The 13,708-nt window shown below is 70.9% G+C and carries 14 protein-coding genes; 4 read left to right on the forward strand and 10 right to left on the reverse strand.

What is annotated here, in order from left to right; genetic code table 11:
- The first annotated feature begins 11 nt into the window (after positions 1–11).
- A complete protein-coding gene (locus tag ACQPZF_RS41135; protein ID WP_433266540.1) occupies positions 12–572 on the forward strand; it encodes a hypothetical protein in 561 nt (186 codons plus the stop codon).
- A 64-nt stretch (positions 573–636) separates the two neighbouring features.
- On the opposite strand, the gene ACQPZF_RS41140 is transcribed toward ACQPZF_RS41135, so the two are convergent.
- From ACQPZF_RS41140 to clpB, 6 genes are all read right to left on the reverse strand, one after another.
- On the reverse strand, positions 637–1,065 hold the full coding sequence (locus ACQPZF_RS41140; RefSeq protein WP_433266542.1) for a hypothetical protein: 429 nt from the start codon (positions 1,063–1,065) through the stop codon (positions 637–639).
- The gene (locus ACQPZF_RS41145) at positions 1,062–1,997 is read right to left on the reverse strand and encodes a WXG100 family type VII secretion target (RefSeq protein ID WP_433266544.1); all 936 of its coding nucleotides are present in this window, start codon (positions 1,995–1,997) and stop codon (positions 1,062–1,064) included. Before ACQPZF_RS41145 ends, ACQPZF_RS41140 begins: the two co-directional genes overlap by 4 nt.
- Positions 1,994–2,347 (reverse strand): hypothetical protein, encoded by a 354-nt coding sequence (locus tag ACQPZF_RS41150; protein ID WP_433266546.1) that lies wholly within the window; start codon positions 2,345–2,347, stop codon positions 1,994–1,996. The genes ACQPZF_RS41145 and ACQPZF_RS41150 overlap by 4 nt, the downstream gene beginning before the upstream one ends.
- Before the next feature lie 88 nt (positions 2,348–2,435).
- Complete coding sequence (locus tag ACQPZF_RS41155; protein WP_433266548.1) at positions 2,436–3,215, reverse strand: SDR family NAD(P)-dependent oxidoreductase; 780 nt, start codon at positions 3,213–3,215, stop codon at positions 2,436–2,438.
- Positions 3,212–3,907, reverse strand: a complete 696-nt coding sequence (locus ACQPZF_RS41160) for a hypothetical protein (protein ID WP_433266550.1) — start codon at positions 3,905–3,907, stop codon at positions 3,212–3,214. The genes ACQPZF_RS41155 and ACQPZF_RS41160 overlap by 4 nt, the downstream gene beginning before the upstream one ends.
- Before the next feature lie 75 nt (positions 3,908–3,982).
- On the reverse strand, positions 3,983–6,568 hold the full coding sequence (gene clpB, locus ACQPZF_RS41165) for an ATP-dependent chaperone ClpB (protein ID WP_433266552.1): 2,586 nt from the start codon (positions 6,566–6,568) through the stop codon (positions 3,983–3,985).
- A 177-nt stretch (positions 6,569–6,745) separates the two neighbouring features.
- On the opposite strand from clpB, the gene ACQPZF_RS41170 reads away from it, so the two are divergent.
- From ACQPZF_RS41170 to ACQPZF_RS41180, 3 genes are all read left to right on the forward strand, one after another.
- Entirely contained in the window at positions 6,746–7,123 is a 378-nt protein-coding gene (locus tag ACQPZF_RS41170) for a VOC family protein (protein ID WP_433266554.1), read from the forward strand.
- 40 nt (positions 7,124–7,163) lie between these two features.
- Complete coding sequence (locus ACQPZF_RS41175; protein ID WP_433266556.1) at positions 7,164–7,544, forward strand: VOC family protein; 381 nt, start codon at positions 7,164–7,166, stop codon at positions 7,542–7,544.
- 494 nt (positions 7,545–8,038) lie between these two features.
- The gene (locus tag ACQPZF_RS41180; protein ID WP_433266558.1) at positions 8,039–9,142 is read left to right on the forward strand and encodes an FAD-binding oxidoreductase; all 1,104 of its coding nucleotides are present in this window, start codon (positions 8,039–8,041) and stop codon (positions 9,140–9,142) included.
- Between the two features lie 139 nt (positions 9,143–9,281).
- Here the strand turns inward: ACQPZF_RS41180 and ACQPZF_RS41185 are convergent, their stop codons facing one another.
- From ACQPZF_RS41185 to dnaK, 4 genes are all read right to left on the reverse strand, one after another.
- On the reverse strand, positions 9,282–9,710 hold the full coding sequence (locus ACQPZF_RS41185) for a heat shock protein transcriptional repressor HspR (protein ID WP_433266560.1): 429 nt from the start codon (positions 9,708–9,710) through the stop codon (positions 9,282–9,284).
- Positions 9,707–10,870, reverse strand: coding sequence for a molecular chaperone DnaJ (gene dnaJ, locus ACQPZF_RS41190; protein ID WP_433266562.1), 1,164 nt, complete (start codon positions 10,868–10,870; stop codon positions 9,707–9,709). The genes ACQPZF_RS41185 and dnaJ overlap by 4 nt, the downstream gene beginning before the upstream one ends.
- Before the next feature lie 144 nt (positions 10,871–11,014).
- Complete coding sequence (gene grpE, locus ACQPZF_RS41195; protein WP_433266564.1) at positions 11,015–11,827, reverse strand: nucleotide exchange factor GrpE; 813 nt, start codon at positions 11,825–11,827, stop codon at positions 11,015–11,017.
- Entirely contained in the window at positions 11,824–13,677 is a 1,854-nt protein-coding gene (dnaK, locus tag ACQPZF_RS41200; RefSeq protein ID WP_433266566.1) for a molecular chaperone DnaK, read from the reverse strand. Before dnaK ends, grpE begins: the two co-directional genes overlap by 4 nt.
- Positions 13,678–13,708: the final 31 nt, after the last annotated feature.

Consider the following 13,708-nt stretch of genomic DNA (forward strand, 5'->3'; position numbering starts at 1 on the left):
GCTGGCACACCGTGACGCTTCCCGACACTCTGGTCATCGAGCAGCCGTGGGGCGCCGCCCGGCACCTGTTCGGCACCCGGTACGAGACCCACGCCTACACCGAGCACGGCGCGCCGGTCGTGGCGGTGGCCGAGCGGAAGCGCCTGGGGCCGCTGCGCAAACTCCTGCGCGCCACCGGTTTCTCCGGCCGCACGACGTTCGACCTGGTGGTGTCGCACCTCGGGCAGCCGCTGCTGCTGATCCGGAAAGGACCGGGCAAGCCGCCGACGCAGGTGTCCCGCCCGGACGGCGTGCCGATCGGCTCGGTGCGCAAGGAGAGCCGCAGCCACTACGCGCTGCTCGACCCGTCCGGCCGGCGGATCTGCTACTTCGGCGACGTCGCCGGCTTCACGCAGGGCGCGATCGCGCGGCGCGACGGCCGGCGGGTGCGCCAGGACGTGCTGCGGCTGCACCCCGGCGCGGCCGAACCAGCCCGGTCGCTCGCACTCGCGACCGGGCTGGTCTTCGACATCGTCCGAGGCGTCGGCACCAACCACACCGGGGGCGGCGGGTTCGACTTCCCCGCCGCCTGACCGGCATCAGCCCGACACCCTGCGCCGACACCCTGCGCCGGAACCCCTGCGCCGGAACCGCGAACTACCAGGCGTCCTCGGTGAACCGCCCCGGCTCGTCGTCATCGTCACGACCGGCCGGGCGCGGGGTGCCGGCGGCGACGACGTCCTCGGGGTCGTTGCCCTCCTCCAGCGCGTTGTAGGCGCGCTGGAGTTCCGGCACGCCGGACTGCAACGCGTTCTGCACGCTCTCGTCGCCCGCCCGTTCGCCGGACGCGATGTCCTGCCACGTCATCTCGCCCGCGTCGATCCGGCGGGCCAGGTCACGCAGTTCCGGCGGCGCGGCGGAGCTGTTGGCGAACCGGGAGATCTCGGCGTAGTCCGCTTCGGACAGGCCCTTGGACCTCAGCTTCACCTGGACGGCTTCCCGCGAGATCCGCTCGGCGTCCGCCATCCGCTGGTCCACGTCGGCGACCAGCGCGTCCAACCGCGCCCGGTCATAGGGGAACGTCACTGCCCACCTCCGCCACCGGCGCCGCTCGGGGCGGGAGCCGGAGCACCGCCACCACCGCCGCCACCGCCCGCTCCACCGCCACCGCCACCGCCGGACGCGCCCGCGCTGTACCGGCCGGTGCCGCCGACGGCGCTCTTCAGGCCGTAGCCGTCCAGCGCGAGGCTGAACGCGCCCGACTTCACGGCGGACTTGCCGTTGTCGAACTTCTGCTTGCCGTCCTGGACGCCGTCCACCACGTCGAGCAGGTCGTTGACGTCGCGCACGTCCTTGAGCTTCGCCAGCGCCGTGCCCATGGCGACGATGCCGTCGACCATGCCCTGCACGCCCTCGATGATGGTCTGGATGGACAGGATGATCTTGCGGATGGCGTCCACGATCTGGATGGCGTCGTAGACCATCCACACCGCCCGGCCCCAGCCGACCACCGGGATGGGCGCCATCAGCACGGCTTCCATCAGCTTGGTGACCAGCTTGTCCAGCAGGGTCAGCGCGAGCCCGGTCGCCGTGCGGCAGGTCGAGGCCATCGACTGGAACTTGTTGCCGATGATCCGCGCCACCTGCGAGTCCGCCTCGATGGCGAGCACCCACATGGTGTTCATCCGCAGCTCGAACGCCTGCGCCGCGTCGCCGTCCCAGTGCGGCGAGAGCTGCTCGACCCCCGCGCCCACGTTGTGGCGCACCGAGTCCAGGGCCTTCGCGGTCTGGTCCCACGCGTTGGCGTTGGCGTCGATCTTCTCGAAGTCGCCCAGCAGCGGGCTGATCAGCGACTCGACCAGGTTCTCGCCGGTGACCTTCTCATAGATCCAGTTGACGCCCTGGATCTTCCAGCCGGCCTTCTCGATGAGTTCCTTGGTGGTCTGCCTGCCCGGCCGGTCCTCGGCGGCGGCCCGGAGCGCGACCGAGGGGTCTTCGACGTCGGCGTACGCGGTCACCGGCCACCTCCCAGGGTGGGCGCCTGCGCGGCCTCGGCGAGTTTCGCGAGCACCTGGTCGAGGAGGCTCATCGCGGCTTCCTCGCCCTTGGCGTACAGGTCGGCGGCCTTGGTGAGCCCTTCGGCTTCCTTGGTCATCATCGTGTTCGCGAAGTCGAGCGTCTCGCCGTAGAGGTTCGCCACGCCGGTCACGACCGGTCGGAGCAGCGTGAGCAGACCCGTGAAGCCCGAGGTGTCACCGCCCTTGGTGACCGCGTGGTCCTTGATGGTCAGGAAGTGCTGCGCGTTGCGGGTCAGCAGTTCGCTGTACCCGTGCAACTCGGCAGGCTCGACCTTGAAGCCTTCACCCATGGACGGTTCCTCCTCCTCCAAGTCGGGGAGTGGGACGGTCCGAACGGTCGTCGGGTTCCCTCCGTGCGGCGGCAATCGCCGCCGGTGATCAAGTACGGCCGCGGGCTCCGGCCGCGCGGGACGCCATCGCGCGCAGCAGCGGGCGCGGGACGAGCCTGCTCAGCGTCGCGATCGCCTTGTACTGGAGGCCGGGGATGGAGAGCTGCCGGCCGGCCCGCAGGTCGGCGAGGCAGTCGTGCACCACGCGGTCCGCGTCCAGCCAGAGGAAGTCCGGCGTGCCGGTCATGTCGATCTTCGCGCGCTCGTGGAACTCGGTGTGCACGAAGCCGGGGCACAGCGCCAGCACGCGCACGCCGGTGCCCGCTGTCGCCTGCGCCATGCCCTCGGAGAACGCCGTCACCCACGCCTTGTCCGCGCTGTAGGTCGAGCCGCGGCCGGGCAGGAAGCCGGCGATGCTGGACACGTTGACCACCGCGCCCCGGCGGCGCTTCACCATGCCGGGCAGCGCGGCGCGGGTCAGCCGCAGCACGCTGGTGACGTTCACGTCGAGCTGGGCCTGGAGGGTGGCCGCGTCGGCGGTGAAGAATTCACCCGAAATGGCGAACCCGGCGTTGTTCACCAGGAGGTCGATCGGGCGGGTCGCCAGCAGCTCCTCGACCTTGGCGCGGCCGTCCTCGGCGGCCAGGTCGGCGGGCAGCACGTCCACCTGCACGCCGTGCCGGGCGCGGAGCTGCCCGGCGGTCTCCTCCAGCCGGCCGACCGTGCGGGCGACCAGCACCAGGTCGTGGCCCTCGGCGGCGAGCCGGCGCGCGAAAGCGGCCCCGATCCCGGCCGTCGCGCCGGTGACCAGGGCGAGCGGCGGGGTCACGGCTTGCGGCCGAACTGCGGGCGGTGGACCTCGCCACCGGTTTCGGTCTCCGGATCGGCGTCGAACGGGTCGACCACGTCAGCCAACTCCCCCAGGTCGCGCAACAGTCGTTCCAGGCGGGCGGGTGTCGAGTTCGGCGGCGCAGCCGCCAGCACCCAGTCGTTCTCCAGCCAGACCACGGTGACGTCCGCGCCGATCTCCTCGGCCGCGTCCACCAGGTCCGGCGTGATCAGCTTGCGGGCGGCGGGCAGCTCGCCGACGAAGGCGTACCGCGAGCCGACCGGGCCGAGCAGGTCGGGCATCTGGTCGCGCTGGAACGGCACGCTGGGCAGCCACAGCTCGATCACCACGCCCAGGGCACGCCGGCAGCGCACGCCCACCAGCACCGAGTTGACCTTGCCCCCGGTCTCGTGGTCGAGCACGTAGACCTGGCGGCGGCCGTCGGCGGTGAACGTCGAGCCCGCCACCACGTCCTTCGCCACGCCCGTGCCGTAGTACGCGATCGCGCCGCTCTCCCAGCGGGTGGGCAGCACGTGGTCGGTCTCCTCGAACTGCCACCCGCGCAACGCCGCCCACCGCCGCCGTTCGCGGTTGCGCGCGGTTCGCTGCGCCCGGTCGGTGGCGAGCAGGGCGAACCCCGCCACCCCCGCGACCGCGGCGACGGTGAACCAGACCCACGCCGGTATGCCCACGACTGCGAGGGTAGCGGCAGCGACCGACAGAACGAAGATCAATTGCCGGGTGGTTCGAGTGATCGGCCCAACCCGTTACCCATTCCTACCCACGATCAGTCCTGATTGGTCGTTCAGCACGTCCACGGTGACCGTGTCGCCGTCCCGCACCTCACCGGCCAGCAACTCCTTCGCCAACTGGTCCCCGATGGACGACTGCACGAGCCGCCGCAGCGGGCGCGCCCCGTAGACCGGGTCGAAGCCGTTGATCGCCAGCCACTCCCGCGCGGCGGGGCTGACCTCCAGCGTCAGCCGCCGCTGCGCCAGCCGCCGGGCCAGCCGGTCGACCTGGATGTCCACGATCGAGGTCAGCTCCTCGGTGGCCAGCGCGTGGAACACCACCACGTCGTCCAGCCGGTTGAGGAACTCCGGCTTGAAGTGCGTGCGGACCACGGACATGACGGCGTCGTTGCGCTGCCGCTCGTCGAGGTTGGCGTCCGCGATGACCTGCGAGCCGAGGTTCGAGGTCAGCACCAGGATGGTGTTGCGGAAGTCGACCGTGCGGCCCTGGCCGTCGGTCAGCCTGCCGTCGTCCAGCACCTGGAGCAGCACGTCGAACACGTCCGGGTGAGCTTTTTCCACCTCGTCCAGCAGCACCACGCTGTACGGCCGCCGCCGGACGCTCTCGGTGAGCTGACCGCCCTGGTCGTAGCCGACGTAGCCGGGGGGCGCGCCGACCAGGCGGGCCACCGAGTGCTTCTCGGAGTACTCGCTCATGTCGATCCGGATCATCGCCCGCTCGTCGTCGAACAGGAACTCGGCCAGCGCCTTGGCCAGCTCGGTCTTGCCCACGCCGGTCGGGCCGAGGAACAGGAAGCTGCCGGTCGGCCGGTCCGGGTCGGCCACGCCCGCGCGGGTCCGCCGCACGGCGTCCGACACCACGCGCACCGCCTCCGCCTGGCCGACGACGCGCTTGGCCAGCTCGTCCTCCATGCGCAGCAGCTTCGCCGTCTCGCCCTCCAGCAGGCGGCCCGCCGGGATGCCGGTCCACGCCGACACGACATCCGCGACGTCGTCCGGGCCGACCTCCTCCTTCAGCATCACGGCCGCGTCCTGGGTGGTGCGGGTCGCGGCCTCCAGCTCCTTCTCCAACGCCGGGATGCGGCCGTACCGCAGCTCGGCGGCCCGGCCCAGGTCGCCGTCGCGCTCGGCGCGCTCGGATTCCCCGCGGAGCTGCTCCAACTGCTCCTTCAGGTCGCGGACCTTCTCGATCGAGCCCTTCTCGTTCTGCCAGCGCGCGGTCAGCGCGGCCAGCGTCTCGCGCTGCTCGGCCAGCTCGGCGCGCAGCGCGGCCAGCCGCTCGACGGAGGCGGCGTCGGACTCCTTGGCCAGCGCCATCTCCTCGATCTCCAGCCGGCGCACGGCCCGTTCCACCTCGTCGATCTCGACCGGGCGGGAGTCGATCTCCATCCGCAGCCGGGACGCCGACTCGTCCACCAGGTCGATCGCCTTGTCCGGCAGGAACCGGGCGGTGATGTACCGGTCGGACAGCGTGGCGGCGGCGACCAGCGCGGCGTCGGTGATGCGCACGCCGTGGTGCACCTCGTACCGGTCCTTCAGGCCGCGCAGGATGCCGATCGTGTCCTCCACGGACGGCTCGCCCACCAGGACCTGCTGGAACCGGCGTTCCAGGGCGGCGTCCTTCTCGATGTGCTCGCGGTACTCGTCCAGCGTGGTCGCGCCGACCATGCGCAGCTCGCCGCGCGCCAGCATCGGCTTGATCATGTTGCCCGCGTCCATGGCGGACTCGCCGGTCGCGCCCGCGCCGACGATGGTGTGCAGCTCGTCGATGAACGTGACGACCTGCCCCGCCGAGTCGGTGATCTCCTTGAGCACGGCCTTCAGCCGCTCCTCGAACTCGCCCCGGTACTTCGCGCCCGCGACCATCGCGCCCAGGTCCAGCGCCACGACCCGCTTGCCGCGCAGCGACTCGGGCACGTCGCCGGCGATGATCCGCTGCGCCAGGCCCTCCACGATCGCGGTCTTGCCCACGCCGGGCTCGCCGATCAGGACGGGGTTGTTCTTGGTGCGCCGGGACAGCACCTGCACGACCCGGCGGATCTCGGTGTTCCGGCCGATCACCGGGTCCAGCTCGCCCTTGCGGGCGCGCTCGGTGAGGTCGACGCCGTACTTCTCCAGCGCCTTGTAGGTGCCCTCCGGGTCCGGGCTGGTCACCCGCGCGGACCCGCGCACCTTGCCGAACGCCTCCTTCAGCGCGTCCGGCGTCGCGCCGTGCCGCCGGAGCAGGTCGGCGACCTGGCCGCCCTGCTCGGACAGGCCCACCAGCAGGTGTTCCGTGGAGACGTACTCGTCGCCCATCTCGGTCGCCAGCTCCTGGGCCTTGCCGAGCACGCGGACCGCGTCGCGGGAGAGCTGGGGCGCGGACACCGACGAGCCGCTCGCGGCGGGCAGGCCGCGGCCGAGCTGCTCCAGCTCCTTGCGCACCAGTTGGGGGTCGGCGCCCACGGCGGACAGCAGCGGCGCGGTCAGGCCGTCGCCCTGGGCCAGCAGGGCGCCGAGGAGGTGGACCGAGCTGACGTCGGGATTGCCCGCGACGGTTGCCGCCTGCACCGCGGCGGACACCGCCTGCTGGGTCTTCGTGGTCGGGTTGAAAGCGTCCATTCCTCACCTCGGTCGGCCGTGTCATGCCGTGTTCGTGCGCCAGGCCAGCGTTCCAAACCGGCCGTCATCCCGCTCAACGGCAGAAAAGTTGAGTCAGTTCCGCTCAACCTAGCCGAACGGGTGTGTCGTGGGCCACGCCTTGACCTCGACCATCATCGAGGTTTTACGGTGCGTGACATGACCGTGAAGCTGAACCACACCATCGTTTCCGCTCACGACCCCCGGGCCACCGCCGATTTCCTGGTGGAGGTCTTCGGCTTCCCGCCCGCCGTGCCGTTCGGGCCGTTCCTGTGCGTCGAGACCGCCAACGAGGTCTCGCTGGACGTCATGGCGGTGACCGGCGAGATCACCTCCCAGCACTACGCGTTCCTGGTGTCCGACGCCGAGTTCGACGAGATCTTCGGCCGGGTGCGCGAGCGGGGCCTGCCGTACTGGGCGGACCCGTTCTCCCGGCAGCCCGGCGAGATCAACACCAACGACGGCGGCCGGGGCGTCTACTTCGAGGACCCCAACGGCCACCGGCTGGAGATCATCACCGTCCCGTACGGGGGGTAATTCCGGTGCGTCCCGGCCGGCCGGCCGTGAAGATCGGCGGATGAGTTCACTCGTGCGCCACATCACGATCGACTGCCGGGACGCCTACGAACTGGGCCGGTTCTGGAGCCTGGTGACCGGCCGGCCGCCGGCCGACGACGACCAACCCGGCGACCCGGAGGTGCTGATCGCGCTGCCCGAAGGTCCCGACTTGCTGTTCATCCAGGTGCCCGAGGGCAAGTCGGTGAAGAACCGGGTCCACCTCGACCTCCAGCCCGACTCCACGCGGGACGAGGAGGTGGAGCGGCTGCTCGGGATCGGCGCCACCCTGTTCGACGACCAGCGCCGGCCGGACGGCACGGGCTGGGTAGTGCTGGCCGACCCGGAGGGCAACGAGTTCTGCGTGGAACGCAGCGCAGCGGAGCGGGCCGCGACCTCCTGACCTCGTCACCCACATGTCGTAGTGAGGTTGTCCACATCGCGGGGGCGGTTATCCACAATCCGCAGGTGTGAATCCACAGGTCGCTCCGGCACACCGCACCGGTGCGGAGAACCAGCCGCCACCCGAGTGACGCCCCGCTTCGCGGACCGCGCGGCGCGGGGCGTGACCCGCGGAATACCGGCTGGTACGACGGGTCGCCGGACCGGGGGACGCAATCGGCGTACCCGGTACAGGTGTCCGGCAATTTTCGCCCGATTGTTGCAACAGGCAGTAACCAAACGTAATCGCTGTGCACTCGAAGGTGGCATCAAGGAGTCAACCGGCCAGTCGACGGGCTAGCCTCGCACCGTCGGGGATGGAAGCTTGACGAGGACGTAGCGCCTTGCTGGCGCCGCCAGAAACGTGGAGACTGCGCCCGGACCATGACTGCGAACGCTGTGTTGAGCCCACTCCCGAGCCCTCCTCACCGAGAACCTCCTCCGGGTGTCACCGCGATGGTGCGGATGATCCGGGAGAGCTTCGCGGTCGTCGAGCCGCGCCAGGACGAGGTCGCGAAGTTCTTCTACGGCATGCTGTTCAGCCTCGCGCCGGCGACCCGCGAGATGTTCCCCGCCAACATGGAGGTGCAGCGGAGCAGGCTGCTGCGGGCCCTCGTCCACGTCGTGCAGATGGTGGACCGCCCGGACGACCTGATCCCGTTCCTCCGCCAACTCGGCCGCGACCACCGGAAGTTCGGCGTGGTCAACGTGCACTACGAGTCGGTGGGCACCGCCCTGCTGGCGGCCGTGAAGAAGTACGCGGGCCCGACGTGGACGCCGCAGGTCGAGCTGGCCTGGGCCGAGGCGTACACGATCATGGCCCGCGCCATGCAGGAGGCGGCGGCGGCCGACGACGGGCCGGCCTACTGGCACGCCACCGTGCTGGAGCACCAGCGGGTGAGCTGGGACCTGGCCGTCGTGCGACTCCAGCCCGACCACCCCGTCGGCTACCGCGCGGGCCAGTACGTGAGCGTCGAGACGCCGCAACGCCCCCGGCTGTGGCGGTACTTCTCACCCGCCAACGCCCCGCGCGACGACGGCATCATCGAGTTCCACGTGCGCTCGGTCGAAGGCGGCTGGGTGAGCCGGTCGGTCGTGGGCCACACGCAGCCCGGCGACGTGTGGCGCCTCGGGCCGCCGATGGGCCGCCTGCACGTCGACCGCAAGTCGGGCAACGACGTGCTCATGGTGGCCGGCGGCACGGGCGTCGCGCCCATGCACGCGATCATCGACGAGATGGCGCAGTGGGGCGAGAACCCGCGGGTGCACCTGTTCGTCGGCGGCCGGACCCGCGAGGACCTCTACGACCTGGACAACCTGCACCGCGTCGCGGCGAGCAACCCGTGGCTCACGGTCGTGCCGGTGCTGGAGTCCGACCCCGGCGTGCGCGGCGTGGAGCAGGGCACCCTGGCCGACGTCATCACCCGCTACGGGGCGTGGGAGGAGCGGGACGTGCTGGTGTGCGGCTCGCCGTCGATGATCCGCGCCACGGTGTCCCGGATGCTGGTCGCCGGCACCCCGCTGGACCGGATCAAGTACGACCCGTTCACGCTGGACTGACGCCGGTTCGGCGCTCGCGGCTCGGCGCTGGCGGTTCGGCGCTCGCGGCTCGGCGCTCGCGGTTCGGCGCTCGCGGCCCGGTCACGCGGATTGCCGCCCGCTCAGAGCCGGCGGTGCGGCTACGCGGACCGATCGGGGCTCAGCGCTTGCGGTTCGGTTTCCAGACCACCAGGGCCGTCTCGTGCCGGACCGGCACGAGGTCGCGGCGCAGGGAAGCGTGCACGGACGCCGCCGCGTGCTCGGCGGCGGCCAGGGCCGACGCCAGCTCCTCGGTCAGCTCAGTCACGCGGGCGCGCAGCGCGCCCACCTCGTTCTCCAGCTCGATGATCCGCTTGATGCCCGCGAGGTTGACACCGTCCTCCTGGGAGAGCCGCTGCACCTCCCGGAGCAGGACGATGTCCCGCATGGAGTACCGCCGCCCGCCACCGGACGTGCGCCCCGGCGACACCAGGCCCAGCCGGTCGTAGGACCGGAGTGTCTGGGCGTGCAGGCCGGAGAGCTGCGCCGCCACGGAGATCACGAAGAACGGGGTGTCCTCGTTCGTCCCGGGCGGGAACGGAAAAGTCATGTCGACCTCTTCTCCACCAAGGCGTTGAGGTCCGCCCGCGGGTCGTGGTGGGCGGTTTTCGCCGCGTACGCCTCCAACGCCTCGCGCGCGGCGGCGTCCATGTTGTTCGGCACGGCCACCTGCAACGTGATCAGCAGGTCGCCCACCTGCCCGTCACGCTTCGCGATGCCCTTGCCCTTGGCCCGCAGCACCCGGCCGGACGCCGTGCCGGCGGGCACCTTCAAGGTCACCTTGCCGTCCAGCGTGGGCACCGTCAACGTCGTGCCGAGCGCCAACTCCGGGAACGTCACCGGCACCGTCACGGTCAGGTTGTTGCCCGACCGCCCGAACACCGGGTCCGGGTTGACGTGCACGCGGACGAACAGGTCGCCGTTGGGCCCGTTGTTGCGCCCCGGCTCGCCCTGCCCGGCAAGCCTGATCCGCTGCCCGTCGTCCACGCCCGCCGGGATGCGGATGGTCAGCGTGCGGGTCTTGGTGCTCACCCCGTCGCCGCCGCAGTCCGGGCACGGGTCGTCCACGATCCGCCCGGTGCCCCGGCAGTCGGCGCACGGCTCGGAGAACGCGAACGCGCCCTGGTTGCGGGTCACCAGCCCCGCGCCGCCGCAGTTCGGACAGGTGCGCGGCGACGTGCCGGGCCGTGCGCCGGAACCCGCGCAGGTGGTGCAGGTGGCCGGGCTGGACAGCCGCATCGGCACCGTCGCGCCCTTCACGGCCTCGGAGAAGTCGATCCGGACGTCGGTCTCGACGTCCTCGCCCCGCCGCGGCCGGGTGGCCGACGACGCGGTGCCGCCCCGCCGGTTGAACAGGCCGCCGAGCAGGTCGCCCAGCCCACCCATCCCACCGGCCTGCTGCTGCCGGCCGAACAGGTCGCCGACGTCGAACCCGCCGCCCTGCCCGAACCCGCCGGGGAAACCCCCGCCGCCCGCGAACAGGCGGCGGGCCTCCTCGTACTGCTTGCGCTTCGCGGGGTCCGACAGGACGCCGTACGCCTCGGACACCGACTTGAACCGCGCCTCGGCCTTGGCGTCGCCGGGGTTGGCGTCGGGGTGCAGCTCCCGCGCCAGCTTCCGGTACGCCTTCTTGATCTCGTCGGCCGAGGCGTCGGAGGAGACGCCCAGCTCGCGGTAGAAGTCCTTGTCGATCCAGTCCCTAGCACTCACGCGGACCCCTGTGTTGGATTGCCGCTGCTCCGCAGACGGCGGGCTCGGTCGCCGGGAAGTCGGCAGCTCGCGGCTGATTTCCTGCCGATCGAAAAGCGTGATCGTCAGGAAATGAGCCACGAACTACCGACGCGACCTCGCGGCTCAGTCTGGCTGTTGTTCGGAGGGTGACTCGTTGGATTGTTCGGGTGGTTCCGGGGCCGGCTCGTGGTCGGTTACGGCTACCAGGGCTGGGCGTAGGACTCGTTCGCCGAAGCGGTAGCCGCGGCGTAGGACGGCGGTCACGGTTGGGCCTGTCACGTCCGGGGAGGTGCTGTGTTGCACTGCCTCGTGGACGGACGGGTCGAAGGGTTCGCCCTCGTGGCCGAACGGTGCCAGGCCTACTCCGTGTAGGGCGCCTACCAGTTTGTCGGCCACGGCCTTGAACGCGCCGGTCAGGTCGCCGTGGGCGCCTGCTCGTTCGATGTCGTCCAGGACGGCCAGGAGGTCGTTCGCCACCTGGGCCTTGGCGGTGGTGATCACCAGTTCGCGGTCGCGGTCTACGCGCTTGCGGTAGTTGGCGTATTCGGCGGTGAGGCGTTGGAGGTCGGCGGTCCGCTCGTCCAACTGGGCCTTCAGTTCGGCGGCCGGGTCGGCATCCGAGTCGCCTGCCGGGTCACCGGCCGGGTCACCGGCCTGGTTGCCGACGGTGGAGTCGGCCTCGGGAGCGGCGTGCTTGCCGCCGCCCTCGGTCGGCCCGCTTTGACCCGCGCCACCCGCAACCGGCCCGCCCTGCACCGGCCCACCCTCGGTCGGCCCGCCCTGGGACGGGCTGCCCTGGGGCGGCGCGGTCTGAGAAGGGCCGGCGCCGGGTGCGTCCTCCGGGGCGGGAGGGCGCACCTGGCCGGTTTCCGGGTCGATGCGACGGCGGTCGCGCACCACCACGTGTGGCTGCTCTTCCGGGTGCGGGTGGGTCACTTCTTCTCGTCCTCGTCCACGATCTCGGCGTCCACCACGTCGTCGGCCTTCGCGCCCGCCGCGCCGGGGGTGTCACCGGTCGGCGCGTCGGCGGTCGGGGCCGCGCCCGTGTTGGCGTACAGGGACTGCCCGATGGCCTGCGACTCGGTGGCCAGCTTCTCCACCGCGGACCGGACCTTGGCGATGTCCGTGCCCTTCAGCGCCTCGTTGGTCTCCTCGATCGCCGCCTTGACCTTGTCCTTGACGTCGGCCGGGATCTTCTCGTCGTTCTCCTTGACGACCTTCTCGGTCTGGTAGACGAGCGTCTCGGCCTGGTTGCGGACCTCGGCCTCCTCGCGGCGGCGCTTGTCCTCCTCGGCGTGCGCCTCGGCATCCTTGATCATCCGGTCGATGTCGTCCTTCGGCAGCGCCGAGCCGCCGGTGATCGTCATCCGCTGCTCCTTGCCCGTGCCCATGTCCTTCGCGGACACGTGCACGATGCCGTTCGCGTCGATGTCGAAGGTGACCTCGATCTGCGGGACGCCACGCGGGGCGGGCGGCAGGCCGGTCAGCTCGAACATGCCGAGCTTCTTGTTGTCCGCCGCGAAGTCGCGCTCACCCTGGAAGACCTGGATCTGCACGGACGGCTGGTTGTCGTCGGCCGTCGTGAAGATCTCGGACCGCTTGGTCGGGATCGTCGTGTTGCGCTCGATCAGCTTGGTCATCACGCCGCCCTTGGTCTCGATGCCCAGGGACAGCGGGGTGACGTCGAGCAGCAGGACGTCCTTGACCTCGCCCTTCAGCACACCGGCCTGGAGCGCCGCGCCGACCGCGACGACCTCGTCCGGGTTCACGCCCTTGTTCGGCTCCCGGCCGCCGGTCAGCTCCTTGACCAGCTCGGCCACCGCGGGCATCCGGGTGGAGCCGCCGACCAGCACCACGTGGTCGATGTCGCCGACGGAGATGCCGGCGTCCTTGATCACGTTGTTGAACGGCGAGCGGGTGCGCTCCAGCAGGTCGTTGGTGATCCGCTGGAACTCGGCGCGGGACAGCGTCTCGTCCAGGAACAGCGGGTTCTTGTCCGAGTCGACCGTGATGTAGGGCAGGTTGATGCCGGCGTTGTTCGAGCTGGACAGCTCGATCTTCGCCTTCTCGGCGGCCTCGCGGATCCGCTGGAGCGCCATCTTGTCCTTGGTCAGGTCGATGCCGCTGGACTGCTTGAAGCGCTCCACCAGCCAGTCGACGATGCGCTGGTCCCAGTCGTCGCCACCGAGGTGGTTGTCGCCGGACGTCGCACGCACCTCGACCACGCCGTCGCCCAGCTCCAGCAGCGAGACGTCGAACGTGCCGCCACCGAGGTCGAAGACCAGGATGGTCTGCTCCTTCTCGCCCTTGTCCAGGCCGTAGGCCAGGGCGGCGGAGGTGGGCTCGTTGACGATGCGCAGCACGTTGAGGCCCGCGATCTGGCCGGCCTCCTTGGTGGCCTGCCGCTGCGCGTCCTCGAAGTAGGCGGGGACGGTGATCACCGCGTCGGTGATCTCCTCGCCCAGGTACGCCTCGGCGTCGCGCTTGAGCTTCATCAGCACGCGCGCGCTGATCTCCTGCGGCGTGTACTTCTTGCCGTCGATCTCGTCGGTCGTCCAGCTCGTGCCGATGTGCCGCTTCACCGACCGGATCGTCCGGTCGACGTTGGTCACCGCCTGGTTCTTCGCGGGCTGACCTGTGAGCACCTCGCCGTTCTTGGCGAAGGCGACGATGGACGGGGTGGTCCGCGACCCCTCGGAGTTGGCGATGACCGTCGGCTCGCCACCTTCGAGAACCGCGACGACAGAGTTGGTCGTCCCCAGGTCGATGCCGACCGCTCGCGCCATTTGGATTCCTCCTGGTAGTGCGTCTGTGAGA

This window comes from Actinosynnema sp. CS-041913 (genome assembly GCF_050942485.1).
In the GTDB taxonomy this organism is placed as follows: domain Bacteria; phylum Actinomycetota; class Actinomycetes; order Mycobacteriales; family Pseudonocardiaceae; genus Actinosynnema.

Bases quoted from the DNA above. Each gene is read 5' to 3' on its own strand.
- clpB (WP_433266552.1), bottom strand. From the start codon at position 6,568: ATGGACGCTTTCAACCCGACCACGAAGACCCAGCAGGCGGTGTCCGCC.
- ACQPZF_RS41150 (WP_433266546.1), bottom strand. From the start codon at position 2,347: ATGGGTGAAGGCTTCAAGGTCGAGCCTGCCGAGTTGCACGGGTACAGC.
- dnaK (WP_433266566.1), bottom strand. From the start codon at position 13,677: ATGGCGCGAGCGGTCGGCATCGACCTGGGGACGACCAACTCTGTCGTC.
- ACQPZF_RS41170 (WP_433266554.1), top strand. From the start codon at position 6,746: ATGACCGTGAAGCTGAACCACACCATCGTTTCCGCTCACGACCCCCGG.
- ACQPZF_RS41175 (WP_433266556.1), top strand. From the start codon at position 7,164: ATGAGTTCACTCGTGCGCCACATCACGATCGACTGCCGGGACGCCTAC.
- ACQPZF_RS41180 (WP_433266558.1), top strand. From the start codon at position 8,039: ATGGTGCGGATGATCCGGGAGAGCTTCGCGGTCGTCGAGCCGCGCCAG.
- ACQPZF_RS41185 (WP_433266560.1), bottom strand. From the start codon at position 9,710: ATGACTTTTCCGTTCCCGCCCGGGACGAACGAGGACACCCCGTTCTTC.